The organism is Agromyces mediolanus (genome assembly GCF_014648575.1).
GTDB classification, from domain to species: Bacteria; Actinomycetota; Actinomycetes; order Actinomycetales; family Microbacteriaceae; genus Agromyces; species Agromyces mediolanus.
The window spans coordinates 1-26,136 of the sequence record NZ_BMRJ01000003.1 but is presented as its reverse complement, the minus strand read 5'-3'; the positions used below and the strand labels follow the sequence as shown (position 1 = coordinate 26,136).

Here is a 26,136-nt window from a genome sequence, read left to right as displayed (position 1 = left end):
CCATGACCGATGCGCTCGCGGCGTTCTCGGCGGCCACGAGCACGTGGTTCACCGAGGCGTTCCGCGCGCCGACGCCCGTGCAGGCCGGGGCCTGGTCGGCGATCGGGCGAGGCTCGCACGCGCTCGTCGTCGCCCCGACCGGTTCCGGCAAGACGCTGTCGGCCTTCCTCTCGGCCATCGACCGGCTGCACCGCGAGCCCGCTCGTGAGCCGGGCACCCGGGTGGTGTACCTCTCCCCGTTGAAGGCGCTCGGCGTCGACGTCGAACGCAACCTCCGTGCGCCGCTCACGGGCATCGGGCGGGTGGCCGAGCGGCTCGGCGACACCCCGCCGCCGATCACGGTGGGCGTGCGCTCGGGCGACACCCCGGCCGACGAGCGACGGGCGCTGCAGCGGCATCCGCCCGACATCCTCATCACGACGCCCGAGTCGCTGTTCCTCATGCTGACCTCGCAGGCGCGCGAGACGCTCCGCTCCGTCGAGACGGTCATCGTCGACGAGATCCACGCGGTCGCCGGCACGAAACGGGGCGCGCACCTCGCCGTGACCCTCGAGCGGCTCGACGCCCTGCTCGAACGTCCGGCCCAGCGCATCGGGCTCTCGGCCACGGTGCGCCCCGTCGAGGAGGTGGCGCGCTTCCTCTGCGCGAGCGCCCCCGTCGAGATCGTCGCGCCGCCGGCCGACAAGCGCTTCGAGCTGCGGGTCGTCGTGCCGGTCGAGGACATGGCGCAGCTGCCCGCGAGCGACGACGCCACGGGCTCGATCTGGCCGCACGTCGAGCAGGCGATCCTCGATCAGGTGCTCGCGAACCGTTCGTCGATCGTCTTCGCGAACTCCCGCCGGCTCGCCGAGCGGCTGACGGCGAGGCTCAACGAGCTGCAGCTCGAAGAGGTCGAACGCGAGGAGCTGGCTGTGGCGGCCGCGGCGGGCGGGCCGCCGGCCCAGGTGATGGCGCAGTCGGGACAGACGAGCGGCGCGCCGCCCGTCATCGCCCGCGCGCACCACGGCTCGGTCAGCAAGGAGCAGCGGGCCGAGATCGAGGACGATCTGAAGTCCGGCCGGCTCCGCTGCGTCGTCGCCACCTCGAGCCTCGAGCTCGGCATCGACATGGGTGCGGTCGACCTGGTCGTCCAGGTCGAGGCGCCGCCCTCGGTCGCGAGCGGGCTGCAGCGGCTCGGGCGCGCCGGCCACCAGGTCGGCGAGGTCTCCCGCGGCGTGATGTTCCCCAAGAACCGGGCCGACCTCGTGCACACCGCGGTCGCCTCCGAGCGCATGCTCGCGGGCGCGATCGAGACGCTCCGGGTCCCCGCGAACCCGCTCGACATCCTCGCCCAGCAGACCATCGCCGCGGCGGCGGTCGACGAGCTCGACGTCGAGGGCTGGTTCGCGACCGTCCGCCGCTCGGCCCCGTTCGCCGCGCTGCCGCGCTCGGCGTACGAGGCGACCCTCGACCTCCTGGCGGGGCGCTATCCCTCCGACCGCTTCGGCGAACTGCGGCCCCGGCTCGTCTGGCATCGCGAGCAGGGCGTGCTCACTGGCCGACCCGGCGCGCAGCGGCTCGCGGTCACGAACGGCGGCACGATTCCCGACCGCGGCATGTTCGGCGTGTTCCTCGTCGGCGCCGACGAGGGCGCGGCGCGCCGCGTCGGCGAGCTCGACGAGGAGATGGTGTACGAGTCGCGGGTCGGCGACGTGTTCGCCCTGGGGGCCACGAGCTGGCGCATCCAGGAGATCACCTTCGACCGGGTGAACGTCGTGCCCGCCTTCGGTCAGCCCGGCCGGGTGCCGTTCTGGAAGGGCGATGCGCTCGGCCGACCCGCCGAGCTCGGCCGCGCGCTCGGGGCGTTCATGCGCGAGCTCGGCGCCGAGGCGGAGTCGCCGGCGCTCGCCCGGCTCAGCGCCGCCGGGCTCGACGAGAACGCCGCGCGCAATCTCGTCGCGTTCCTCGCCGACCAGGCCCGAGCCACCGGACAGGTGCCGAGCGACCGCACGCTCGTCGTCGAGCGCACCCGCGACGAGCTCGGCGACTGGAGGGTCATCCTGCACTCGCCGTTCGGCATGCCCGTGCACGCGCCGTGGGCGCTCGCCGTCGCGGCCCGGGTGCGGGAGCGGCTCGGCGTCGACGGCTCGGCCGTGGCGTCCGACGACGGCATCATCGTGCGGGTGCCCGACACCGGGGTCGACCCGCCCGGCGCGGACCTCTTCGTCTTCGAGGCGGGCGAGCTCGAGCAGCTCGTCGCCGACGAGGTCGGCGGATCCGCGCTGTTCGCGAGCCGCTTCCGCGAGTGCGCGGCCCGGGCGCTGCTGCTCCCGCAGTACCAGCCCGGCCGCCGTTCCCCGCTCTGGCAGCAGCGGCAGAAGGCCGCCCAGCTCCTCGAGGTCGCGAGCGCGTACCCGACGTTCCCGATCATCCTCGAGACGGTGCGCGAGGTGCTGCAAGACGTCTACGACGTGCCCGGGCTCGTCGAGATCGCCGCCGACATCGCGGCGCGGCGGGTGCGGCTCGTCGAGGTCACCACCGACACGCCGAGCCCGTTCGCGAGCGCCCTGCTGTTCGGCTACGTCGGCGCGTTCATGTACGAGGGCGACTCGCCGCTCGCCGAGCGCCGGGCCGCGGCGCTCGCGATCGACCAGTCGCTGCTCGGCGAGCTCCTCGGCCGGGTCGAGCTGCGCGAGCTCCTCGACCCCGGCGTCATCGACGAGACCGAGGCCGAGCTGCAGCGGCTCGCCCCCGATCGACGGGCCAAGGGCGTCGAGGGCGTCGCCGATCTCCTGCGGGTGCTCGGCCCGCTCCGCGACGAGGAGCTCGCGGCCCGGGTCGACGACGCCACCGACGCCGAGGCCGCCCTGGCCGAGCTCGTCGCGGAGCGCCGGGCGGTGCGGGTCTCCTTCGCGGGCGCCGAGTTCGCCGCGGCGGTCGAAGACGTCGGCCGGCTGCGCGACGCGCTCGGCGTGCCCGTGCCGCCGGGGGTCGCAGCCGCCTTCGGCGAGGGGGTCGCAGATCCGCTCGGCGACCTCGTCGGACGCTTCGCACGCACCCACGGGCCCTTCGCGGTCGAGGAGCTCGCCGAGCGCTTCGGCATCGGCGTCGCGGTCGCCCGCGCGGCGCTGCGCCGGCTCGCCGACGAGCGCCGGGTCGTCGAGGGCGAGTTCCGTCCGCACGGCACCGCGACCGAGTGGTGCGACGCCGAAGTGTTGCGCCGGCTCCGCCGTCGCTCGCTCGCGGCGCTCCGGCACGAGATCGAGCCGGTGCCGCAAGAGGCGCTGGCGCGTTTCCTCCCGGCCTGGCAGCACGTCGGCGGCACCCTCCGCGGGCTCGACGGCGTGGTGGCCGTGATCGAGCAGCTCGAGGGTGCGCGGCTGCCCGCCTCGGCATGGGAGTCGCTCGTGCTGCCGGCCCGCGTGGCCGACTACTCGCCGGCGATGCTCGATGAGCTGATGGCCGCCGGCGAGGTGCTCTGGGCCGGCTCCGGCGCGCTCTCCGGCGACGACGGCTGGGTCACCCTGCACCTGACCGAGACCGCTCCGCTGACCCTGCCCGCGCCGGCCCCGCTCGAGCTCGATCCGGTGCAGCGCGAGCTCCTCGTCGCCCTCGGCTCCGGCGGCGCCTTCTTCTTCCGGCAGTTGGCCGACGCGGTGGGCGCCTTCGGCGAGCTCGAGCACGCCCCCGACGACGCGGCGCTCGTCGAGGCGCTCTGGGGGCTCGCCTGGTCGGGCCTCGTCACCGGTGACACCTTCGCACCCGTGCGGGCGCTCGTGGGCGCGGGGCGGAGCGCCCACAAGTCCTCGCGCCCCGCGCCGCGGGCGAGGATGCTCCGAGGCCGCGCACTCCCGCGGGCGACCGTGCCGAGCCGCAGCGGGCCGCCGTCCGTCGCGGGTCGCTGGTCGGTGCTGCCGGTCGCCGACGAGGATGCCACGCGGCGCGCGCACGCGCTCGGCGAGACGCTGCTCGACCGCTACGGCGTGGTCACCCGCGGCAGCGTCGTCGCCGAGGGCGTGCTCGGCGGCTTCGCGCTCGCCTACAAGACGCTGCGCGGCTTCGAGGACTCGGGTCGCTCCCGGCGCGGCTACTTCGTCGAGCGCCTCGGCGCCGCGCAGTTCGCCGCACCGGGCGCCGTCGACCGGCTGCGCGGCTTCGCCGAGTCGGCGGGCGAGCGCGAGCCCGGCGCAGGGGGCCCGCCCCGGCGCCGAGGGTCGGACGCCGGAGGCGCGGGCGGCCGGGAGGCAGCCGCTTCGACGCCCCGGCCCGTCGCCCTCGCCGCGACCGATCCGGCGAACGCGTACGGCGCCGCGCTGCCCTGGCCCGACCCGCCGGGAGAGAGCTCGCACCGGGCCGCGCGCAAGGCCGGTGCCATCGTGGTGCTCGTCGACGGCGAGCTCGTGCTCTACGTCGAGCGCGGCGGCAAGACGGTGCTGGCGTACCGCGACGACGAGGCGACGCTGCAGGCCGCGGCCACCGCGCTCGCGGAGCTCGTGCACTCGGGACGGGTGCGCCGGCTGGCCGTGGAATCGGTCAACGGCGTCTTCGTGCTCGGCACGGCATTCGGCCGCGCGCTCGGCGCCGCGGGCTTCGGCGAGACCCCGAAGGGGGTGCGGCTCGATGCCCGAAGGTGACACGGTCTACCGGGCCGCCGCGCGGCTCCGGGAGGCGCTCGCCGGCCGGGTGCTCGTCCGCAGCGACTTCCGCGTGCCGCGCTACGCGACCGCCGACCTCCGCGGCGAGCTCGTCGAGCAGGTCGTGAGCCGGGGCAAGCACCTGCTCGTCCGCACGCCGTCGTGGAGCGTCCGCAGCCACCTGAAGATGGAGGGGGAGTGGCGGGTCTACGCGCCGGGCCAGCCCTGGGGCAAGCCCGCCCACCTCGCGCAGCTCGTGCTCGCGAACGACGAGGCCGTCGCGGTGGGCTTCGAACTCGGCGAGGTCGAACTGCTGCCGCGCGACGCGGAGGACGCGGCCCTCGCCCGGCTCGGCCCCGACCTGCTCGGCGAGGACTGGGATCCGGTCGAGGCGACGGCGAGGCTCGTCGCCCGGGGCGAGCAGCCGATCGCGGTCGCGCTGCTCGACCAGCGCGTCATGGCCGGCCTCGGCAACGTCTACGTGAACGAGCTGTGCTTCCTCCGCGGCATCCGCCCGGAGCGACCGGTCGCCGAGGCGGGCGACCCGGCGCGGATCGTCGAGCTGGCGCACCGCCTCATCCAGGCGAACCGCGAGCGCACGGCCCGGGTCACCACCGGCGTCGACCGGCGCGGTGCTCGGCTCTGGGTGTACGGACGGGCTGGCGCGCCCTGCCGCCGCTGCGGCACGCTCGTCGAGCGCGGCGAACTCGGTCGCGGACGCACCGACTCGATCACCGACCCGCAGGAGCGCGTGATCTACCTCTGCCCGCACTGCCAGCGCTGAACGGCGGGCCGGCGGTGCGCGCGGCTCAGCTGACCGGGCCGGTCCACTTCTCGCCGGGGCCCTGCCCGATCGGGTCGGGGATGGGCGAGGTCTCGCGGAAGGCGAGCTGCAGCGAGCGCAGGCCGTCGCGCAGCGAGCGGGCGTGCATGTCGCTGATCTCCGGCGCGCCGGCGGTGATGAGGCCGGCGAGGGCGTTGATGAGCTTGCGGGCCTCGTCGAGGTCGAGCTGCGAGTCGGGGTCGTCGGCGAGGCCCACCTTCACGGCGGCGGCGCTCATGAGGTGCACCGCGGCCGTCGTGATCACCTCGACGGCGGGCACCTCGGCGATGTCGCGGGTGGCGTCGGCGGCCTCGGCCGCGACCGCTGCGGCGTACTGCTCGGCCTCCTCCCCGTGCGAGTGGGCGGCGGGGGACTCGGCGGAATTGTCGGTCACGGATTTCCTCTGCTAAACTTCTGCGGGCTCCGGGGTTCATCCCCGGTACGAAAGTGGATCTTCTCCCACCCGCGCTGACCGCTCAAGGTTACCGGGTCGTTGCACTCCGCCGGGTCTCGTGAGAGGCCGGGTAGTCAGGGTGCCGCACCAGCCCTCGGAATCCGTTCCGAGGCCGAAGTGCGTGCCAGAGTTTCTGGCAAGGAGTGCCGCTCTCGTCGTCGGGCGGCATCCGTCTCCCGATCGGCTTCTGAAGAATGCCTTGAGCAGAGGAGACACGCATCAGCGATCCGCGTACCAATGACCGTATCCGCGTCCCCGAGGTTCGTCTCGTGGGTCCTGGCGGAGAGCAGGTCGGCGTCGTGAAGATCGAGGTGGCCCTGCGGCTCGCGCAGGAGGCGGACCTCGACCTCGTCGAGGTCGCACCGAACTCCCGCCCGCCGGTCGTCAAGATCATGGACTACGGCAAGTACAAGTACGAGGCTGCGCAGAAGGCCAAGGAGGCCCGGCGCAATCAGGCGAACACCATCCTCAAAGAGGTCCGGTTCCGCCTCAAGATCGACAAGCACGACTACGAGACCAAGATGAAGCGCGCCGTCGGCTTCCTGAAGGCCGGCGACAAGGTCAAGGCGATGATCCTCTTCCGCGGTCGCGAGCAGTCGCGCCCCGAGATGGGCGTCCGCCTGCTGCAGCGCTTCGCCGAGGACGTGGCGGAGTTCGGCACCGTCGAGCACACGCCCACCATCGACGGCCGCAACATGGTCATGGTCATCGCTCCGCTCAAGAACAAGTCCGAGGCCAAGGCCGAGGCGAACGCACAGCGTGCTGCGTCCAAGGCGCGACCGGCCGAGGCCGGCGAGCCCGAGGCGCAGACGGCAGAGTCCGGTACGGACGAAGCCTGACACCCCCGTCCGTCATCCGTGGCGGCAGATCCAAGGAGAACACGAGATGCCGAAGCAGAAGACCCACTCCGGGTCCAAGAAGCGCTTCAAGATCACCGGCAGCGGCAAGATCAAGAAGCAGCAGGCCGGTATGCGCCACAACCTCGAGGGCAAGTCCTCGGTGCGCACCCGCCGCCTGAACCAGGACAAGGTCGCCTCGGCGCCCGACGCCAAGGTCATCAAGAAGCTTCTCGGCCGCTGAGCCGAAGAGACCCGTAAGGAACACACGTCATGGCAAGAGTGAAGCGCGCTGTCAATGCGCACAAGAAGCGTCGGGTCATCCTCGAGCGCGCCGAGGGCTACCGCGGTCAGCGGTCGCGCCTCTACCGCAAGGCGAAGGAGCAGGTCACCCACTCCCTCGTCTACTCGTACAACGACCGCCGCAAGAAGAAGGGCGACTTCCGTCGCCTGTGGATCCAGCGGATCAACGCGGCCTCGCGTGCGAACGGCCTCACCTACAACCGCCTCATCCAGGGCCTTGGCCTGGCCGGCGTTGAGGTCGACCGTCGCATCCTCGCCGAGCTCGCGGTGAACGAGCCCACCGCGTTCGCGGCGCTCGTCGAGACCGCCAAGAAGGCGCTCCCCGCCGACGTCAACGCGCCTTCGGCCGCGTAACGTCGCTCCGGCACCCGAGGGGCCCGGCATCCTGCAGAGGATGCCGGGCCCTTCGCCGTTCGCAGCAGGCACGTCGTGCGCCCGGTCCCGCCGCCGCGCGGGCGGGCGCCCGGATCCGCGGCCCGCGCTCGCTAGGCTGAAGCCATGCTCGAGAACCCCCGTTCGCCGCGCGTCCGCGCCGTGGCGAAGCTCGCGAAGAAGGCCGCCCGCCAGGAGAGCGGGCGCTTCCTGCTCGAGGGGCCGCAGTCCGTCGGCGAGGCCCTGACGTTCCGCCCGGAGCTCGTGGAAGAACTGTTCGCGACGCCGACGGCGCTCGAGCGCCACCCCGAGGTCGCGGAACGTGCGCGCGAGCACGGCCTGGACGTGGAGTTCGTCACCGAGCAGGTGCTCGAGTCGATGGCCGACACGGTCACCCCGCAGGGCTTCGTCGCCGTGTGCCGGCAGTTCCCGACGGCCGTGAAGGACGTCTTCGCCGCCCGGCCGAAGCTCATCGCGATCCTCGAGGAGGTGCGCGACCCGGGCAACCTCGGCACGATCGTCCGAGCCGCCGACGCGGCCGGCGCCGACGCCGTGATCCTCACCGGTCGCGCGGTCGACCTCTACAACCCGAAGGTGGTGCGCAGCTCCACGGGCTCGATCTTCCACCTCCCCGTCGCGGTCGGCGCCGAGCTCGAGGACATCGTGACCCGCGCCCGCGCCGGCGGCCTCACCGTGCTCGCCGCCGATGTGAAGGGCGACGACCTGCTCGCCGTGCGCACCGAGGGCCTGCTGGCGCAGCCGACGGCGTGGATCTTCGGCAACGAGGCGCGCGGCCTCGACGACGACAAGCTCGCCCTCTCGGACCGCGCAGTGGTGGTGCCGATCTACGGGAACGCCGAGTCGATGAACCTCGCCACGGCGGCCTCCGTCTGCCTCTACGAGAGCGCATTCGCGCAGCGGAGCTGATCACGAATCGGTAAACCCGCCGGGCGAGCTCTGGCGGTTCGACCGGCATTGTCCCTAACTTGGGGGGTATGCAGCGCAGCGAACCCGCCCCGGACACGTCGAACTTCTCGGTGCGCCGGGGAGAGCCGCTGGTCGTCGTCGATCACGTCGAGAAGCACTACGGCCAGTTCCACGCGTTGAAGGACGTCTCCCTCAGCGTCGATCGCGGCGAGGTCGTCGTCGTCATCGGGCCGTCCGGCTCGGGCAAGTCGACGCTCTGCCGCACGATCAATCGGCTGGAGACGTTCACCTCGGGCTCGATCCGCATCGACGGCGACGAGCTGCCGAAGGAGGGCAAGGCGCTCGCGGCGCTCCGCGCCGACGTCGGCATGGTGTTCCAGTCCTTCAACCTCTTCGCGCACCTGACGGTGCTCGACAATGTGACGCTCGGGCCGATCAAGGTCAAGCGGCAGTCGAAGGCGGATGCCGAGCGCGCGGCGCGCGTGCTGCTGGAGCGGTCGGCGTCGCCCAGCAGGCGGAGAAGCTGCCCGGTCAGCTCTCCGGCGGCCAGCAGCAGCGCGTCGCCATCGCCCGCGCGCTCGCGATGAACCCGAAGGTGATGCTCTTCGACGAGCCGACGAGCGCCCTCGACCCGGAGATGATCAACGAGGTCCTCGACGTCATGGTCGGCCTCGCCCAGGACGGCATGACGATGATCGTCGTCACCCACGAGATGGGCTTCGCGCGGAAGGCGGCCGACCGCGTCGTCTTCATGGCCGACGGCCAGATCGTCGAGGAGGCCGCGCCCGAGGAGTTCTTCATCGCCCCCAAGAGCGCGCGGGCGAAGGACTTCCTCTCGAAGCTCATCACCCACTGAGACGTCCGCGCCCTGCCGCGGCGACCCGAACGACGATACGAAACCAGGAGGATCACATGCGAAGCAGAACACGACTCGCCGGCGCGATCGCCGGCCTCGCGGTCGCGGCACTCGCCCTGACCGGCTGCAACAGCGGGAGCCCCGGAGACCCGAGCGACGGCGCCGGCGACGCGAGCGACGCGCCGCTCTGGGAGGTCGCGAGCGACGTGCAGCTCGAGGGCAGCCCGACCTTCGACGCGATGACGAAGCGTGGCAAGGTCGTCATCGGCGTGAAGAACGACCAGCCCGGCCTCGGCTACGAGGACGCCGCCTCGGGCGAGCGCAGCGGCTTCGACATCGACATCGCGCGCTGGATCGCGGCCTCGCTCGGCTTCGACGAGGACCAGATCGAGTACCAGACGATCCCCTCGGCGAACCGCGAGCAGGCGATCGTGAACGGTGACATCGACTACTACGTCGGCACCTACTCGATCACCGACAAGCGCAAGGAGCAGATCGACTTCGCCGGCCCGTACCTGATCACCGGCCAGGGCCTGCTGGTCGCAGCCGACAACAAGGACATCAACGGCCCCGACGACCTGGCCGGCAAGATCGTCTGCTCGGTGACGGGCTCGACGCCGCTGCAGCGCATCCGCGACGAGTACAACCCGGGCGACACGGTCGAGTACGACACCTACTCGCAGTGCGTCGACCAGCTCGTGCAGGGCTCGGTGGACGCCATCACGACCGACGAGGCGATCCTCGCCGGCTACGTGGCCCAGCAGCCCGACGAGCTGAAGATCGCGGGCGAGCCGTTCAGCGAGGAGCGCTACGGCGTCGGCATCGCGAAGGGCGACTCCGAGCTGCAGGCGCACATCAACGAGCTCTTCACCGATGGCGGCGACGTGTGGCAGGCGCTCTTCGACGAGCACCTCGCACCCGCCGGCATCAAGGGCGAGCAGCCGGCCGTCGACTGAGCCGGCGCGGGCGGGGGCGGTCGGCCCCCGCCCGCACCGCCGTCCGACCCGAACCGCGGAGGAGCACGATGGGCATCATCACCGACAATCTCGACCTCTGGTCGTCGACCCTGCTCGGCACCCTCGTGCTGTTCGTCGCGGGCGGGCTGCTCGCGCTCGTCCTCGGTACGCTCGTGGGGGCGATGCGGGTGTCGCCCATCCCGGTCGCCCGGGCGGTCGGCACCTTCTACGTCAACACCATCCGCAACACCCCGCTCACCCTCGTCTTCTTCGCCTTCGCGTTCGCGCTGCCGCCGCTGCTCGGCCTCCGGCTCACCGGCGACGTGTCGCTGACCCTCGCGATCTGCGCGCTGGGCATCTACACCGCCACCTACGTGGCCGAGACGATCCGCTCCGGCATCAACACCGTGCCCGTCGGGCAGGCGGAGGCGGCGCGCGCCCTGGGCCTCACCTTCGGGCAGGTGATGACGCTCGTCGTGCTGCCGCAGGCGTTCCGCTCAGTCATCCCGCCCATGATGAGCGTCTTCATCGCCCTGCTGAAGAACACGACCGTCGCGGCGGGCTTCTCCGTCGTAAACCTCGGCTCGATCCGCAGCTACCTCAGCGAGCGCGGTGAGAACCAGTTCGTGGCGATCCTCTGGGTCATGGTCGTCTTCGTCGTGCTCGTGCTGCTGCTGTCCTGGGCGCAGCGAGCGCTCGAGAACCGTTGGAAGGTGGCGCGATGAGCAGCGTCCTGTACGACGTCCCCGGGCCCCGCGCCATCGCGCGGAACCGCATCCTCGGCGTCATCACCGTGCTCGTGGTGCTCGCCATCCTCGGCTTCATCGTCTGGCGGCTCTGGGACACCGGCCAGTTCTCCGCCGAGAAGTGGGACGCCTTCACCTACTCGAACGTCTGGCTGCAGATCGCGCTCGCCACGGGGCGCACGCTCGCCGCCTTCGCCGTCGCCGCCGTCGGCGCGCTCGCCCTCGGCTTCGCTCTCGCGATCGGGCGGCTCAGCGACCACCCGTGGCTGCGCGGGCCGATCGGCGCGGTCGTCGAGGTGCTGCGGGCCGTCCCCGTGCTCGTGTTCATGTTCCTGCTGTACTACGGGCTCCCGGTGCTCGGCGTCCGCATGGAGCCGTTCTGGGCGGTCGTCATCGCACTCATCGCCTACAACGGCTCGGTGCTCGCCGAGGTGATCCGCGCTGGTGTCGAGTCGCTGCCCCGCGGGCAGAGCGAGGCGGGCTACGCGATCGGCCTGCGCAAGGCGGCCGTGATGCGGCTCGTCCTGCTGCCTCAGGCGATCCGAGCGATGATGCCGGTCATCATCGCCCAGCTCGTCGTCACGCTGAAGGACACGGCGCTCGGCTACATCATCACGTACCAGGAGCTGCTGTTCTACGCCCGCTACATCGGCTCGCAGTCGACGTACGGCTCGCCGATCGTGCCGGCGACAATCGTGGTCGGCGCGATCTACATCGCCCTCTGCCTCATCCTCTCCTTCGTGGCGAACCGGGTGGAGCGGCGGCTGCGGCGGACGGCGAAGCTCGGCAAGGGCGTCGCCCCGGCGGACGACGCCATGACGGCGACGCGCGCCGTCGCCGTGCAGGCCGGGCTCGACGACCCCGAGCCGCGCCGCTGAACGCCCGGCACCGCCCGGTCGCAGCGGCCGACTAGACTCGATCTTCGTGCCAGAGCCCACTGAAATCACCGAGCCCGCGGTCGCCGCGGCCGTCGATGCCGCCCTCGCGGCGATCGCCGCCGCCGACGACTCCGCCGCGCTCAAGCAGGTCCGCGCCGAGCACACCGGCGAGAAGTCGCCGCTCGCTCGGCTGAACGCCCTGCTGCGCAGCGTCCCCAACGAGCAGAAGGCCGCCCTCGGCAAGCTCGTCGGCAGCGCGCGCGGGCGCGTGAACCAGGCGTTCGCGGCTCGGGAGGCCGAGATCACCGCCGCGGAGGCCGAAGCGCGCCTCGCCGCCGAGGCCGTCGACGTGACGGCGCTGCCCTCGCGCTACACGGCCGGCGCGAGGCATCCGCTCACCCTGCTGCAGGACCGGGTGACCGAGATCTTCACCGGCATGGGCTGGGAGATCGCGGAGGGCCCCGAGGTCGAGAGCGAGTGGTTCAACTTCGACGCGCTGAACTTCGACCCCGATCACCCGGCGCGGGCGATGCAGGACACCTTCTTCATCGACCCGCCCGAGCAGCACCTCGTGCTGCGCACGCACACGAGCCCCGTCCAGGTGCGCTCGATGCTCGAGCGCGAGGTGCCGATCTACGTGCTCGCGCCCGGCCGCGTCTACCGCACCGACGAGTTCGACGCGACGCACCTGCCGGTGTTCATGCAGTTCGAGGGCCTCGCGGTCGACCGCGGCCTGACGATGGCGCACCTGAAGGGCACGCTCGACCACTTCGTCAAGGCCGTCTTCGGCGAGGAGGCGAAGATCCGCCTCCGCCCGAGCTACTTCCCGTTCACGGAGCCGAGCGCGGAGCTCGACTTCTGGCACCCGACGTTCAAGGGCGGGGCGCGCTGGATCGAGTGGGGCGGCTGCGGCATGATCCACCCGAACGTGCTGCGCTCCGCGGGCATCGACCCCGAGGTCTACTCGGGCTTCGCGTTCGGCATGGGCGTCGAGCGCGGCCTGATGCTCCGCAACGACGTCTCGGACATGCGCGACATGGCCGAAGGCGATATCCGCTTCTCCCAGCAGTTCGGAATGGTGGTCTGACGATGCGAGTGCCGCTCAGCTGGCTCGCCGAGTACGTCGAGCTCGTCCCCGGGACGACGCCCGAGGACGTCCACGCCGCCCTCGTGAAGGTCGGCCTCGAAGAAGAAGAAGTGCACGGCTTCGAGCTCCAGGGCCCGATCGTCGTGGGCGAGGTGCTCGAGTTCGTCGAGGAGCCGCAGTCCAACGGCAAGACGATCCGCTGGTGCCAGGTCCGCGTCGCGCCCGAGGGTGAGACGGCGGCCGACGGCGGCGACGCCGTGCACGGCATCGTCTGCGGCGCCCGCAACTTCTTCGCCGGCGACAAGGTCGTCGTGACCCTGCCCGGCTCGGTGCTGCCCGGCCCGTTCCCGATCGCGGCGCGCAAGACCTACGGCCATGTGTCCGACGGCATGATCGCCTCGGCGCGCGAGCTCGGGCTCGGCGAGGACCACGACGGCATCCTCCGGCTCGCGGAGCTCGGCATCGACGCGCCCGTCGGCAGCGACGCGATCGAACTGCTCGGCCTGAACGACGCCGCGGTCGAGATCAATGTCACGCCCGACCGCGGCTACGCCTTCTCGATCCGCGGGGTCGCGCGCGAGTACGCGCACGCCACGGGGGCCGCCTTCCGAGACCCGGTCGCCCTCTCTGCGCCGGCGGATGCCTCGGGCGAGGCCTTCCCCGTCGTCATCGCCGACGACGCGCCGATCCGCGGCCGCGTCGGCTCGAGCGTCTTCGCGACCCGCATCGTTCGCGGGGTCGACCCCTCGCGCCCGACGCCGCCCTGGATGGTCGCGCGGCTGAAGCTCGCCGGCATCCGCTCCTTGTCGCTGCTCATCGACATCACGAACTACGTGATGCTCGAGTTCGGCCAGCCGATGCACGGCTACGACCTCGACACGCTCGTCGGCGGCATCACCGTGCGCCGGGCGCGCGAGGGCGAGACGATCGAGACCCTCGACGGCAAGCAGCGCACGCTGCACGTCGAGGACCTGCTGATCACCGACGAGGCCGGGCCCATCGGCATCGCCGGGGTGATGGGCGGCGCCCGCACCGAGATGAGCGACGCCACCAGGAACGTCCTGATCGAGGCCGCGAACTTCGACACCGTGTCGATCGCGCGCGCCGCGCGCCGGCACAAGCTTCCGAGCGAGGCCTCGCGCCGCTTCGAGCGCGGGGTCGACCCGGAGATCGCCGCGGCCGCCGCGAGTCGCGTCGCCCAGCTCATGGTCGACCTCGCCGGCGGCACCGCCGACCCGGTCGGCGGGCTGATCGACGAGACGCCCGCCCGCGAGGCCATCGCACTGCCCGACGGCTACGTCTCCGGCCTCATCGGCGTCGAGTACACCGACGCCGAGATCCGCGAGGCCCTGGCCGAGATCGGCGCCCGCGTCGACGAGGCCGAGGGCGGCCTCGCGGTCACGCCGCCGAGCTGGCGCCCCGACCTCACCGGCAAGGCCGAGCTCGCCGAGGAGGTGGCGCGGCTCGTCGGGTATCACCGCATCCCCTCGGTGCTCCCGGTCGCGCCGCCGGGACGCGGGCTCACCCGCGCCCAGCGCCTGCGCAAGCGCACCGCCGACGTCCTCGCCGCCGGCGGCGGCACCGAGGTGCTCGCGTTCCCGTTCGTGGCCGAGCGCGACAATGCGGTGTTCGGCAGCGCCGACGGCGAGCCGGTCGCCTCCGTCCGCGTCGCGAACGCGCTCGACGCGAGCCGTCCGTTCCTCCGTCGCTCCCTCCTCCCCGGGCTCATCGAGATCGCGCGCCGCAACCTGTCGCGCGGCCTCGTCGACCTCGAGCTCTTCGAGCTGGGACTCGTCTTCCTGCCCGAGGCGGGCCGGGCGTACGGCACCGCCGTGCTGCCGGCGGCGGCCGCGCGGCCAAGCGACGCCGAGCTGGCCGCGCTCATCGACGGCATCCCGCCGCAGCCGCGCCACGTCGCCGTGCTGTTCACGGGCGACGTCGTCGAGAAGCAGCCCGGCCAGCCCGCCGTGCCCGCCGGGCTCGCCGACGCGCTCGACGCGGTGCGCCGCATCGCGCTCGCGACCGGCGGAGAGATCGAGGTCGTGCAGGGCCGCCACCAGGCGATGCACCCGGGCCGCACCGCGGAGCTCCGCGTCGGCGGCGTGCGCATCGGCTACGCCGGCGAGCTGCACCCGACCATCGCCGAGGAGGCCGACCTCCCGCGCGTCGTCGCGGTGGCCGAGCTCGACCTCGACGCGCTCATCGTCGCGACCGACCGCACCGTCGAGGCGAGCCCCCTCGGCACGCACCCCGCGGCGACGCAGGACCTGTCGCTCGTCGTGCCGATCGAGACGCCGGCCGCCGAGGTCGGCGCCGCTGTGCGCGAGGGGGCCGGTGAGCTCCTCGAGGCGCTGCACCTCGTCGACGACTATCGGGGCCAGGGTGTGGCCGAGGGCAGCAAGAGCCTCACCTTCGCGCTCCGCTTCCGCGCGGCCGACCGCACGCTGACCGCCGCGGAGGCGAGCGAGGCGAAGCTCGCCGGCGCCCGGCTCGCGGCCGAGCGCTTCGGCGCGGCCATCCGCGACTGAGCCGCGGAGCACCGTCCGAACGGCCCCGCCCGGCACCCGCCGGTCGGGGCCGTTCGTCATCCGACGACCTCCGGTTTGGCATCCCTCCCGCCGAGTCGGTAGGGTCGCAGCATGTCCTCCCTTCGGTCCCTCGCCGCGGCGCAGCCTCTGCGCGCCGCCGCGCTGCGCGACCGACGCCGGGGCGCTCGCCGACGCTAGGCGACCCCGTGCACGGCGATGCCGCCGTGCACCGGTGTCGCCGGAGCCGACCCACGACCGCTCAGACCTTTAAGGTGGACTCATGACCTACTCCGTCGCCGTCTCCGGCGCGTCCGGCTATGCCGGGGGAGAGATCCTCAGGCTCCTCGCCGACCATCCCGAGTTCGAGGTGCGCACCGTCACCGCGCATCAGAACGCGGGCCAGCCGCTCGTGCAGGTGCAGCCGCATCTGCGCAGCTACACGCATCTCACGCTGCAGGAGACGAGCGCCGCGACCCTCTCCGGTCACGACCTCGTCTTCCTCGCCCTGCCGCACGGCGCCTCGGGCGCGGTCGCGGCGGAGCTCGCCGACGACGCCCTCGTCATCGACTGCGGCGCCGACCACCGCCTCGAGAGCGCCGCCGACTGGACCGCGTTCTACGGCGGCGACTTCCACGGTGCGTGGACCTACGGCGTCCCCGAGCTGCCCCGGCTCTCCGGCACCCAGCGCGACCGGCTCGCGAAGACCCGGCGCATCGCGGCGCCCGGCTGCAACGCGTCGACCGTGGCGCTGTCGCTCGCGCCCGGCATCCGGGCCGGGGTCGTCGAGCCGACCGACCTCGTGAGCGTCCTCGCCGTCGGGCCCTCGGGCGCCGGCAAGAGCGCGAAGACGCACCTGCTCGCCTCCGAGATCCTCGGCTCCGCGAACCCGTACGCGGTGGGCGGCACGCACCGGCACATCCCGGAGATCCAGCAGGCACTCCGCTGGGCGGGGGCCGCGGCGCCGACGATCTCCTTCACGCCGGTGATCGTGCCGATGTCCCGGGGGATCCTCGCCACCTCGACCGCACGCATCGTGCCGGGCACGAGCGCCGCGGCGGTCCGGGCGGCCTGGGAGGACGCGTACGCGGGGGAGCGCTTCGTGCAGCTGCTCCCCGAGGGCCAGTTCCCGCGCACCGCCGACGTGCTCGGCGCGAATACGGCGCTGATGGGCGTCGCCGTCGACGAGGCCGCGGGCCGCGTCGTCGTCGTCACCGCCGTCGACAACCTCGTGAAGGGCACCGCGGGTGCCGCCATCCAATCCGCCAACCTCGCGCTCGGCCTCGCCGAGTCGACCGGCCTCCCCGTGAACGGAGTCGCCCCGTGACCGTCACCGCCCCAGCAGGCTTCGAGGCGGCGGGGATCGCCGCCGGCATCAAGCGCTCCGGCGCACTCGACCTCGCCGTCGTGGTGAACCGCGGCCCCGCCCAGCAGGCGGCCGTCGTGTTCACCGCGAACCGCGCGCAGGCGAACCCGATCCTCTGGTCGAAGGAGGCGGCGAAGGACGGTCTCGTCTCCGCCGTCGTCCTGAACTCCGGCGGCGCGAACTGCTTCACCGGGCCCGAGGGCTTCCAGGTCGTGCACCGCACCGCCGAGGCCGCGGCCTCGGCGCTCGGCGTGGCCGCCGGTGACGTCCTGGTCTGCTCGACCGGGCTCATCGGCGAGCAGCTCGACGGCGAGGTCCTCGAGGAGGGCGTGCTCTCGGCCGTCGCCCGGCTCGGCGCGGACGACGGCTCGGGCGACGACGCGGCACGGGCCATCATGACGACCGACACGAAGCCGAAGACCGTGATCGTCGAGGGCGCCGGCTGGCGCATCGGCGGCATGGCCAAGGGCGCCGGCATGCTGGCGCCCGGGCTCGCGACGATGCTCGTCGTGCTCACGACCGACGCGGTGCTCGACGCCGGCGCCCTCGACCGGGCGCTGCGCAACGCGACCCGGGTGAGCTTCGACCGGCTCGACTCCGACGGCTGCATGTCGACGAACGACCAGGTCACGCTCCTGTCGAGCGGGGCCTCCGGCGTCGTCCCCGACGAGGCGGAGTTCGCCGACGCGCTCGCCCGGGCCTGCCTCGACCTCGCCGCGCAGCTGCAGGCCGACGCCGAGGGGGCGAGCCACGACATCACCATCGAGGTGCGCGGCGCGGTCACCGAGGACGACGCCGTCGAGGTCGGCCGCTCGGTCGCGCGCAACAACCTCTTCAAGGCGGCGATCTTCGGCAACGACCCGAACTGGGGCCGGGTGCTCGCCGCGATCGGCACCACGACCGCCCCGTTCGACCCCTACCTGGTCGACGTGTCGATGAACGGGGTGCGCGTCTGCCACGCCGGTCGCCCCGATCGCCCGCGCGACGAGGTCGACCTCGCGCCGCGCGCGACGCACGTGCTCATCGAGCTGCACAACGGCCCGGCGACGGCGACCATCCTCACCAACGACCTCACGCACGACTACGTGCACGAGAACAGCGCGTACGCGAGTTGAGCATGACCGAGCAGCGCGATTCCGGCGCAGACGCGGATGCCGCGTCGAAGGCGCAGACCCTGATCGACTCCCTGCCGTGGCTGAAGCGCTTCCACGGCGAGACGATCGTCGTGAAGTTCGGCGGCAACGCGATGGTGAGCCCCGAGCTCCAGCGCGCCTTCGCCGAGGACATGGTCTACCTCCGCTACGCGGGTGTGAAGCCCGTCGTGGTGCACGGCGGCGGCCCGCAGATATCCTCGATGCTCGGCCGGCTCGGCATCGAGAGCGAGTTCCGCGGGGGATACCGGGTGACGACGCCCGAGACGATGGACGTCGTGCGGATGGTGCTCTCCGGGCAGGTGAACCGGGAGCTCGTGAGCCTCATCAACGAGCACGGCCCGCTCGCCTCCGGGCTCTCGGGCGAGGACGCAGGCCTCTTCACGGGACGCCGCCGCGGTGCCGTCGTCGATGGCGAAGAGGTGGACCTCGGTCTCGTCGGCGACGTGGTCGCGGTCGACCCGGCGCCCGTGCTCGCGCAGCTCGCGGCGGGGCAGATCCCGGTGGTCTCCTCGATCGCGCCGGACGGCGAGCACCCCGGGCAGTCGCTCAACGTGAACGCCGACTCGGCGGCCGCCTCGCTGGCGGTCGCGCTCGGCGCGGCGAAACTCGTGATCCTCACGGATGTCGCGGGCCTCTATCGCGATTGGCCGAACCGCGACTCGCTCGTGTCGGTGATCGACGCCGACGAGCTCGCGGCGCTGCTGCCCTCGCTCGAATCGGGCATGATCCCGAAGATGACCGCGTGCCTCGATGCGGTGTACGGCGGCGTCGCGAAGGCCGCGATCATCGACGGTCGCGAGCCGCACTCGATCCTGCTCGAGGTGTTCACCACCCAGGGCTCCGGCACGGAGGTCGTGCCGGCGACGACGAAGGAGACCGCGGCATGACCGCCTGGCAGCCGCGCTTCGAAGCGCGCATCATGCGCTCGATCGGGCTCCCGCTCGCGAAGCTCGAGCGGGGCGAGGGCGCGTGGGTCTGGGACGACCAGGGCACCCGCTACCTCGACTTCCTCGCCGGCATCGCCGTGAACGCCCTCGGCCACGCGCACCCGGTGTTCGTGCAGGCGGTGTCCGAGCAGGCGGCGAAGCTCGCGCACGTGTCGAACTACTTCACGACCGAGCCGGCGCTCGAGCTCGCCGAGCGGATCGTGCGACTCGCCGGCGCCGGCGAGGCGGGCCGGGCCTGGTTCGGCAACTCGGGCGCCGAGGCGAACGAGGCGGCCTTCAAACTCGCGCGACTCAACAACGGCGGCGGCGCGCGCACGCGGGTGCTCGCGCTCGTCGACGCGTTCCACGGGCGCACGATGGGTTCGCTCGCCCTCACCGGCAAGCCGCAGATGCGTCAGGCCTTCGAGCCCCTGCCCGGCGGCGTCGAGCACATCCCCGCGACGATCGAGGCGCTCGAGGCATCCGTCGACGACGCGGTCTCCGCGCTGATCCTGGAGCCGATCCAGGGCGAGGCCGGCGTGGTCGAGCTGCCGGAGGGCTACCTCGAGGCGGCCAGGGCGCTCACGAGCCGGCACGGCGCCCTGCTCATCGTCGACGAGATCCAGACCGGTGCGGGCCGCACCGGCGCCTGGTTCGGCTTCCAGCACGCGGGCATCACGCCCGACGCCATCACGGTCGCCAAGGGGATCGGCGGCGGCTTCCCGATCGGCGGCCTGGTCACCTTCGGTGCCGCCTCGGAGCTGTACCAGAAGGGCATGCACGGCTCGACCTTCGGCGGCAACCCGCTCGCGACGGCGGTCGCGAACGCGGTGCTCGGCGAGATCGAGCGCGCCGGGCTCGTCGAGAACGCCGCGCGGCGCGGGATCGAGCTGCGCGAGCGTGTGCTCGGCCTCGGCTCGCCCCTCGTCTCCGGCGTCCGCGGGCGCGGGCTCCTCGTCGGGGTCGGCCTCGCCGAACCGGCGGCCCAGGCCGTCGTCGCCGAGGCGATGCGCGAGGGGCTCATCGTGAACGCCGCCAACGACCACACCATCCGGATCGCGCCGCCGCTCACGATCGGCGACGCGGAGCTCGACGAGTTCGAGGCGCGGTTCGGCCGCGCGCTCGCTGCCGTCGCCGGATGACCGCACGCAACGAACGGATGCCGATGACCCGCCACTTCCTCCGCGACGACGATCTGAGCCCGGCCGAGCAGGCCGAGGTGCTCGAGCTGGCCGCCCGGCTCAAGGCCGACCGCTACGCCGAGCGCCCGCTCGCCGGCCCGCAGACGGTCGCCGTGCTCTTCGACAAGACCTCCACCCGCACGCGCGTCTCCTTCTCGGTCGGCATCGCCGACCTCGGCGGCGTGCCGCTCGTGATCAGCTCCTCCGAGAGCCAGCTGGGCGGCAAGGAGTCGGTCGCCGACACCGCCCGCGTCCTCGAGCGGATGGTCTCCGCGGTCGTGTGGCGCACCTACGCCCAGTCGGGGCTCGAGGAGATGGCGGCGGGCACCACGGTTCCCGTCGTGAACGCCCTCTCCGACGACTTCCACCCCTGCCAGATCCTCGCGGACCTGCAGACCGTGCGCGAGCGCAAGGGCGAGCTCGCCGGGCTCACCCTCGCCTACTTCGGCGACGGGGCGAACAACATGGCGCACTCGTACCTGCTCGGCGGCGTGACCGCCGGCATGCACGTGCGCATCGCCGCGCCGGCCGACTACGCGCCGCGGGCCGACCTGGTCGCCGACGCCGAGCGCATCGCCGCGAAGACCGGCGGCTCGGTGACCGTGACGACGGATGCCTCGGCCGCGGCTCGCGGCGCCGACGTGATCGTGACCGACACCTGGGTCTCCATGGGCCAGGAAAGCGAGAAGGCCGAGCGGCTCGCGACCTTCGGCGACTACCGGGTGACCGCGCGGCTCATGGCCGAGGCCGGCGCCGAGGCGGTGTTCCTGCACTGCCTGCCCGCGTACCGCGGGGTCGAGGTCGACGCCGAGGTCATCGACGGGCCGCAGTCCGTCGTCTGGGACGAGGCCGAGAACCGGCTGCACGCGCAGAAGGCGCTGCTGGTCTGGCTGCTCGCGAAGCAGGAGGAGGCACGATGACCGACGGCACGAACACCGAGGCGCACGGCACGAACGAGGGCTCGCTCTGGGGAGCCCGTTTCGCGAGCGGCCCCTCGCCCGAGCTCGCCCGGCTGTCCAAGTCGACGCACTTCGACTGGCAGCTCGCCCGCTACGACCTCGCCGGGTCCCGGGCGCACGCCCGCGCGCTCGCCGCCGCGGGGTACCTGCAGCCGGCCGAGCTCGACGGCATGCTCGCCGGCCTCGACGCGCTCGAAGCGCGCATCGAGACGGGCGAGCTCGTCGCCGCCGAGTCTGACGAGGACGTGCACGGCGCGCTCGAGGCGGCGCTCATCGAGGTCGTCGGCCCCGAGCTCGGCGGCAAGCTCCGCGCGGGGCGCAGCCGGAACGACCAAATCGCGACGCTCGTGCGCCTGTACCTGAAGGATCACGCCGCCGTCATCGGCCGCGAACTCGTGCACCTGATCGACGCGCTCGTCGCGCAGGCCGACGCCCACCCCTCGGCGATCATGCCGGGCCGCACGCACCTGCAGCACGCGCAGCCGGTGCTGCTCGCGCACCATCTGCTCGCGCACGGCTGGGCGCTGTCGCGCGACCTCGAGCGACTCGTGGACTGGACGAAGCGCGCCGACGTCTCGCCGTACGGCGGGGGAGCGCTGGCGGGCTCGACCCTCGGGCTGGACGCCGCCGCCGTGGCGAGCGATCTCGGCCTCGCGAGCCCCGCGCCGAACTCGATCGACGGCACGGCGAGCCGCGACGTCGTCGCGGAGTTCGCCTTCGTCGCGGCCCTGATCGGCATCGACCTCTCGCGCATCTCCGAGGAGATCATCCTCTGGAACACCCGCGAGTTCGGCTTCGTGACCCTCGACGACGGCTACTCGACGGGCTCGTCGATCATGCCGCAGAAGAAGAACCCCGACATCGCGGAGCTCGCTCGCGGCAAGGCCGGCCGCCTCATCGGCAACCTCACCGGCCTGCTGGCGACGCTCAAGGCGCTGCCGCTCGCATACAACCGCGATCTCCAGGAGGACAAGGAGCCCGTCTTCGACTCCGTCGAGACGCTCGAAGTGCTCCTGCCGGCCTTCACCGGCATGGTCGCGACGCTGACCTTCCACACCGAGCGGATGGCGGAGCTCGCGCCCGCCGGCTTCTCTCTGGCGACGGATGTCGCCGAGTGGCTCGTGAAGCGCCATGTGCCGTTCCGCGATGCGCACGAGATCACGGGCGCGCTCGTCCGGGCCGCCGAGGAGCGCGGGGTCGGCCTCGAAGACCTCGACGACGCCCAGCTCGCCGCGGTCTCGCCGCACCTGGTTCCCGAGGTGCGCGAGGTGCTCTCGGTCGAGGGCTCGGTCGCGAGCCGCGACGGCATCGGCGGCACGGCGCCCGCGCGCGTCGCCGAGCAGCTCTCGGCGCTCGCCGATCGCGTCCGCCAGCTCGTGGGGCAGCTCCCGGAGGCCGTGCGCTGAGCGAGCTCATGACGGCGTCGCGCTCCTTCTTCGAGCGCGACCCCGTCGAGCTCGCGCCGCTGCTGCTCGGCGCCGTGCTCAGTCACGAGACGCCCGAAGGCCGGGTCGCGATCCGCCTCTCCGAGGTCGAGGCGTACCGCGGGGTCGGCGAGGATCCCGGCTCGCACGCGAATCGGGGGCTCACGCCGCGCACCGCGGTGATGTTCGGCGAGGCCGCGCACCTCTACGCCTACTTCAGCTACGGCATGCACACCTGCCTGAACATCGTGTCGCGGCCGGCAGGCGAGGCTTCGGCCGTGCTGCTTCGCGGCGCCACCGTGGTCGAGGGGATCGAGCTCGCGCGGGTTCGCCGTGGTGGGGCATCCGATCGGGACCTCGCCCGCGGGCCGGCGCGGCTCGCCATCGCGCTCGGCGTGCCGCTCGCGGCGACGGGCGCCGACCTGCTGGCGTCGCCGTTCGAGCTTCGCGTGCCGAGCGCGCCGGTCCCGTTCGCGACGGGACCGCGCACCGGCGTGAACGGGGCCGGCGGCGGCGCCGCGTATCCGTGGCGGTTCTGGATCCCGGGAGATCCGGGCGTCTCCCCGTACCGCCGGCACGCTGGCGCGCACGCCTGAGCGGACTCGCGCCGGGCTTCAGCGCAGCACGAGGTGGGCGACGAGCCCGGCGGCGGCGGCCCAGATGAGACTCGCGAGAGTGCCGATGATGAATCGCTCCCGCGCCTCGGGGGCCTCGAGCTCGGTGAATCGGCCGACGCCCTTCACGGCGACGACGATCGCGAGCGCCTCAGGGAAGCCGGCGACGATCGCCCCGGCCGTCGCGAGCCGCTCGAGCACCCCGATCGTGCGTCCGCCCCGCAGCACCTCGCGCTGCGCCGGACGAGCGCCCGCGACATCCTCGCCGTGCTTGGCGTCCACGAGGATGCCGCCGTGCAGCCCGTGCCGCACCGAGCCGCCCATCGCGAGGTCGAGCGCGACGGCGGCCGCCGGGCCGCCGCCGAAGACCGCGACGGCGATCGCCGCCGCGGAGGTCAGCACGCCGATGCCGAGCGGGGCGGGGGAGGGCAGGCTCGCCGCGGCGACGAGCGCGAGCGCGAGCGCACCGGCCGCGAGCCAGAGGTGCAGGCGTCGGGGCCGCCAGTAGGCGAGCACCGCGAAGACGGTCGCAGCACCCAGTGCGAGCGCGAGCAGGATCCATCCGAGCAGTTCGCCGAGGTACCAGGTGGTCACGGTCGTCCTTCCATCGGGGCGTCGGAGCCGGATGCGGCATCGAGGAGTTCGAGCAGGCGGGCGAGCGCGGGGAGGGCGTCGAGCTCGGTGCGGATGTTCGCCGACTTCATCCTGGCGCTGATCGCGGGGGCGCTGACGCCCAATTCGTCGGCGATGTCGGTCTGGCGGGCGCCGGCACGGAGTCGGTCGTACACTTCCCAGCCTTCGGGGGAGCGCCGGTCTCGGAGCACGAGGGCGAGCCGGAACAGCGCCTCGACGTGGGCGGCATCCGTGGAGGCGGCCCCGATCGCGAAGCGCGGCGAGCTCTTCTTGGCGCGCTCGACCGCGTCCCTCGCGGCGAAGAACGCCGCGCCGCTCGCCTCCCGGATGTCGTCCGGCAGCGGTTCACGGACCTCGCCGACGCCCACCCCGACGCTCCAGTCGCCCGAACGCACGAGCTCGAGGACGATGTCGACGATGACGCCCGGGTCGTCGCTCAGCAGCTGCAGCTCGTCGCCGGCGTTCCGGGCGACCGGCAGCAGCAGGCGTTCGCCGTACGCGGTCTGGAGGCGGTCGCGCTCGCCGGCGGTGAGATCGGGCCGCGTGCGGCTCGCGACCTGGTCGGCGGTGACGACGATCACGGTGCTCCTCGGGGTCGGGACGAGCGGCCGGAGCGACCGCGTCATCCACCATAAGGATAGGGCATTAATCACAGATCAGTTAGTGACCCATCCTGAATCTCTCCGCTGGTAGCCTGACGTGGTGTCAGATCCCGAGATCCTCGCGACCCAGCAGAACGACGCCTCCTTCGAGGACGTCTGGGACGAGCTCGTCTGGCGCGGCCTCGTGCACGTGTCGACCGACCAGGCTGCGCTGAAAGAGCTCCTTTCCGGCGAGCCGATCACGTATTACTGCGGGTTCGATCCCACGGCGCCGAGCCTGCACCTCGGCAACCTGGTGCAGCTGCTCACGATGCGCCGGCTCCAGCTGGCCGGCCACCGCCCGCTCGGACTGGTGGGCGGATCGACCGGGCTCATCGGAGACCCCAGGCCCACGGCCGAGCGCGTGCTCAACACGAAGGAGACCGTCTCGGAGTGGGTGGGCTTCCTGCAGGCGCAGGTCAGCCGATTCCTCTCGGCCGAGGGTCCGAGCGCGGTGCGTCTCGTCAACAACCTCGACTGGACCGCCGACCTCAGCGCCATCGACTTCCTGCGCGACATCGGCAAGTACTACCGCGTCGGCACCATGCTGAAGAAGGACGCGGTCGCGTCGCGGTTGAACTCGGACGCCGGCATCAGTTACACGGAGTTCAGCTACCAGATCCTGCAGGGCTACGACTACCTCGAGCTCTTCCGCCAGTACGACTGCGTGCTCCAGACGGGCGGCAGCGACCAGTGGGGCAACCTCACGAGCGGCACGGACCTCATCCACCGCGTCGAGAGCACCTCGGTGCACGCGATCGGCACCCCGCTCATCACGAACGCCGACGGCACGAAGTTCGGCAAGAGCGAGGGCAACGCCATCTGGCTCGATCCGGCCATGTGCAGCCCGTACCGCTTCTACCAGTTCTGGCTCAACACCGACGACGCCGACGTGGTGCAGCGCCTGAAGGTGTTCACGTTCCTGAGCCGTGCCCGCATCGAGGAGCTGGCGGAGCTCGTCGAGCGCGAGCCGTTCCGTCGCGAGGCGCAGCGGGTGCTGGCGCACGAGGTGACGACGATGGTGCACGGGGCGGAGGCCACGGCCGCGGTCATCGCGGCATCGCAGGCGCTGTTCGGGCAGGGCGAGCTCTCGGAACTGGATGCCGCGACCCTCGAGTCCGCGCTGCGCGAGCTGCCGAACACGACGACCTCGCCGGATGCGCCGATCGCCCAGCTGCTCGTCGACACCGGACTGGTCGCCAGCGCGAGCGAGGCGCGTCGCGCGATCGCCCAGGGCGGGGTTTCGCTCGACAACGTCCGCGTCGACGACGAGAAGGCGACGCTCGAAGGGCGGGTCGCGCCGGGCGGCATGGCCGTGCTGCGGCGCGGCAAGAAGACCCTCGCCGGCATCTTCGTCGTCTGATCCGCGCGAATCCTCGAATCGGCCCCGCCTCCATCTCGGAGGCGGGGCCGATTCGCGTCCGGGGAGCGGTCCTCGAGCCCGCCTCGTGTTTCCGGCTCGCGCAGCCCGGAATCCGGCGCTGATCCGGCACTTCCGTGTCGCAGCGGTGGCAGCCGAAGGCGCGACACGCCCGGGATGTAGGGCGAAGTTGCGGGGAGGTGGCGATCTCCGTAAAGTATTCATCTGTTGCCCCACAGCAGCGGGAAGAGCGAGAAGCTCACCGCTTCGAGGTGGCAGAACAATCCCGAGACATGAAGGTTCTTCCTTCTGTTCTCGAAGCATTCGGTTCCGTCCTTTCAGGATGCCCGGGTGAAGAACGATTGCTCCGAATGAGCGGCGTCTGACGTCGTGAAGCGGGTGCGTCCGTTTCTTGAGAACTCAACAGCGTGCACTATGTTCAATGCCAATTTATTGAACCCCAGCCTGCTTTTTGGAGTGGGTATGGATTCCTTTGATTGAT

24 protein-coding genes are annotated in these 26,136 nt (G+C 72.4%); 21 read left to right on the top strand and 3 right to left on the bottom strand.

From position 1 onward, the window contains the following. Positions 1-2: 2 nt before the first annotated feature. Together IEY71_RS14160 and IEY71_RS14155 are read left to right on the top strand one after the other, a co-directional pair. On the top strand, positions 3-4,613 hold the full coding sequence (locus tag IEY71_RS14160) for an ATP-dependent helicase (protein ID WP_189086017.1): 4,611 nt from the start codon (positions 3-5) through the stop codon (positions 4,611-4,613). Continuing rightward, complete coding sequence (locus IEY71_RS14155; protein ID WP_189086016.1) at positions 4,600-5,397, top strand: DNA-formamidopyrimidine glycosylase family protein; 798 nt, start codon at positions 4,600-4,602, stop codon at positions 5,395-5,397. Before IEY71_RS14160 ends, IEY71_RS14155 begins: the two co-directional genes overlap by 14 nt. Positions 5,398-5,422: 25 nt before the next feature. Here IEY71_RS14155 and IEY71_RS14150 read toward each other — a convergent pair whose 3' ends face one another. Further along, complete coding sequence (locus tag IEY71_RS14150) at positions 5,423-5,830, bottom strand: DUF1844 domain-containing protein (RefSeq protein ID WP_189086015.1); 408 nt, start codon at positions 5,828-5,830, stop codon at positions 5,423-5,425. Positions 5,831-6,108: 278 nt separating this feature from the next. Between IEY71_RS14150 and infC the strand changes: the two genes are divergently transcribed. The 18 genes from infC to IEY71_RS14065 all read left to right on the top strand — a co-directional run bounded on the left by infC (position 6,109) and on the right by IEY71_RS14065 (position 22,982). Beyond that, positions 6,109-6,729, top strand: a complete 621-nt coding sequence (gene infC, locus IEY71_RS14145) for a translation initiation factor IF-3 (protein WP_189086189.1) — start codon at positions 6,109-6,111, stop codon at positions 6,727-6,729. 46 nt (positions 6,730-6,775) lie between these two features. Next, positions 6,776-6,970 carry a 50S ribosomal protein L35 gene (gene rpmI / locus IEY71_RS14140; protein WP_189086014.1) on the top strand — a complete coding sequence of 65 codons (195 nt, stop codon included), beginning with the start codon at positions 6,776-6,778 and terminating at the stop codon, positions 6,968-6,970. 29 nt (positions 6,971-6,999) lie between these two features. Then, positions 7,000-7,383, top strand: coding sequence for a 50S ribosomal protein L20 (gene rplT, locus IEY71_RS14135; protein ID WP_189086013.1), 384 nt, complete (start codon positions 7,000-7,002; stop codon positions 7,381-7,383). A 144-nt stretch (positions 7,384-7,527) separates the two neighbouring features. After that, a complete protein-coding gene (locus IEY71_RS14130; protein WP_189086012.1) occupies positions 7,528-8,328 on the top strand; it encodes a TrmH family RNA methyltransferase in 801 nt (266 codons plus the stop codon). Positions 8,329-8,396: 68 nt separating this feature from the next. Further along, positions 8,397-8,915 carry an ATP-binding cassette domain-containing protein gene (locus IEY71_RS14125; protein ID WP_505594847.1) on the top strand — a complete coding sequence of 173 codons (519 nt, stop codon included), beginning with the start codon at positions 8,397-8,399 and terminating at the stop codon, positions 8,913-8,915. Continuing rightward, complete coding sequence (locus tag IEY71_RS18650; protein WP_505594848.1) at positions 8,852-9,184, top strand: amino acid ABC transporter ATP-binding protein; 333 nt, start codon at positions 8,852-8,854, stop codon at positions 9,182-9,184. Before IEY71_RS14125 ends, IEY71_RS18650 begins: the two co-directional genes overlap by 64 nt. 56 nt (positions 9,185-9,240) lie before the next feature. Next, the gene (locus IEY71_RS14120) at positions 9,241-10,140 is read left to right on the top strand and encodes a glutamate ABC transporter substrate-binding protein (protein WP_189086011.1); all 900 of its coding nucleotides are present in this window, start codon (positions 9,241-9,243) and stop codon (positions 10,138-10,140) included. Positions 10,141-10,208: 68 nt separating this feature from the next. Continuing rightward, positions 10,209-10,865, top strand: coding sequence for an amino acid ABC transporter permease (locus IEY71_RS14115; RefSeq protein ID WP_189086010.1), 657 nt, complete (start codon positions 10,209-10,211; stop codon positions 10,863-10,865). Further along, positions 10,862-11,764, top strand: a complete 903-nt coding sequence (locus IEY71_RS14110) for an amino acid ABC transporter permease (protein ID WP_189086009.1) — start codon at positions 10,862-10,864, stop codon at positions 11,762-11,764. The genes IEY71_RS14115 and IEY71_RS14110 overlap by 4 nt, the downstream gene beginning before the upstream one ends. 46 nt (positions 11,765-11,810) lie before the next feature. Beyond that, complete coding sequence (gene pheS / locus IEY71_RS14105) at positions 11,811-12,851, top strand: phenylalanine--tRNA ligase subunit alpha (RefSeq protein ID WP_189086008.1); 1,041 nt, start codon at positions 11,811-11,813, stop codon at positions 12,849-12,851. A 2-nt stretch (positions 12,852-12,853) separates the two neighbouring features. Then, entirely contained in the window at positions 12,854-15,379 is a 2,526-nt protein-coding gene (gene pheT, locus IEY71_RS14100; protein WP_189086007.1) for a phenylalanine--tRNA ligase subunit beta, read from the top strand. A 280-nt stretch (positions 15,380-15,659) separates the two neighbouring features. Beyond that, positions 15,660-16,703 (top strand): N-acetyl-gamma-glutamyl-phosphate reductase, encoded by a 1,044-nt coding sequence (argC, locus tag IEY71_RS14095; RefSeq protein WP_189086006.1) that lies wholly within the window; start codon positions 15,660-15,662, stop codon positions 16,701-16,703. Continuing rightward, entirely contained in the window at positions 16,700-17,857 is a 1,158-nt protein-coding gene (argJ, locus tag IEY71_RS14090) for a bifunctional glutamate N-acetyltransferase/amino-acid acetyltransferase ArgJ (RefSeq protein WP_189086005.1), read from the top strand. Before argC ends, argJ begins: the two co-directional genes overlap by 4 nt. Positions 17,858-17,859: 2 nt before the next feature. After that, positions 17,860-18,783 (top strand): acetylglutamate kinase, encoded by a 924-nt coding sequence (gene argB, locus IEY71_RS14085; RefSeq protein ID WP_189086004.1) that lies wholly within the window; start codon positions 17,860-17,862, stop codon positions 18,781-18,783. Continuing rightward, positions 18,780-19,964, top strand: a complete 1,185-nt coding sequence (locus tag IEY71_RS14080; protein ID WP_189086003.1) for an acetylornithine transaminase — start codon at positions 18,780-18,782, stop codon at positions 19,962-19,964. Before argB ends, IEY71_RS14080 begins: the two co-directional genes overlap by 4 nt. Positions 19,965-19,987: 23 nt before the next feature. Next, positions 19,988-20,923 carry an ornithine carbamoyltransferase gene (gene argF / locus IEY71_RS14075; protein WP_189086188.1) on the top strand — a complete coding sequence of 312 codons (936 nt, stop codon included), beginning with the start codon at positions 19,988-19,990 and terminating at the stop codon, positions 20,921-20,923. Next, complete coding sequence (gene argH, locus IEY71_RS14070) at positions 20,920-22,368, top strand: argininosuccinate lyase (protein ID WP_189086002.1); 1,449 nt, start codon at positions 20,920-20,922, stop codon at positions 22,366-22,368. The genes argF and argH overlap by 4 nt, the downstream gene beginning before the upstream one ends. A gap of 8 nt (positions 22,369-22,376) precedes the next feature. Beyond that, on the top strand, positions 22,377-22,982 hold the full coding sequence (locus tag IEY71_RS14065; RefSeq protein ID WP_189086001.1) for a DNA-3-methyladenine glycosylase: 606 nt from the start codon (positions 22,377-22,379) through the stop codon (positions 22,980-22,982). Positions 22,983-23,000: 18 nt separating this feature from the next. On the opposite strand, the gene IEY71_RS14060 is transcribed toward IEY71_RS14065, so the two are convergent. Together IEY71_RS14060 and IEY71_RS14055 are read right to left on the bottom strand one after the other, a co-directional pair. Then, positions 23,001-23,594: a hypothetical protein gene (locus tag IEY71_RS14060; RefSeq protein WP_189086000.1), complete on the bottom strand. Its 594-nt coding sequence runs from the start codon at positions 23,592-23,594 to the stop codon at positions 23,001-23,003. Continuing rightward, positions 23,591-24,259, bottom strand: coding sequence for a DNA-binding protein (locus tag IEY71_RS14055; protein WP_229781763.1), 669 nt, complete (start codon positions 24,257-24,259; stop codon positions 23,591-23,593). Before IEY71_RS14055 ends, IEY71_RS14060 begins: the two co-directional genes overlap by 4 nt. A gap of 76 nt (positions 24,260-24,335) precedes the next feature. On the opposite strand from IEY71_RS14055, the gene tyrS reads away from it, so the two are divergent. After that, a complete protein-coding gene (gene tyrS, locus IEY71_RS14050; protein WP_229781762.1) occupies positions 24,336-25,637 on the top strand; it encodes a tyrosine--tRNA ligase in 1,302 nt (433 codons plus the stop codon). Positions 25,638-26,136: the final 499 nt, after the last annotated feature.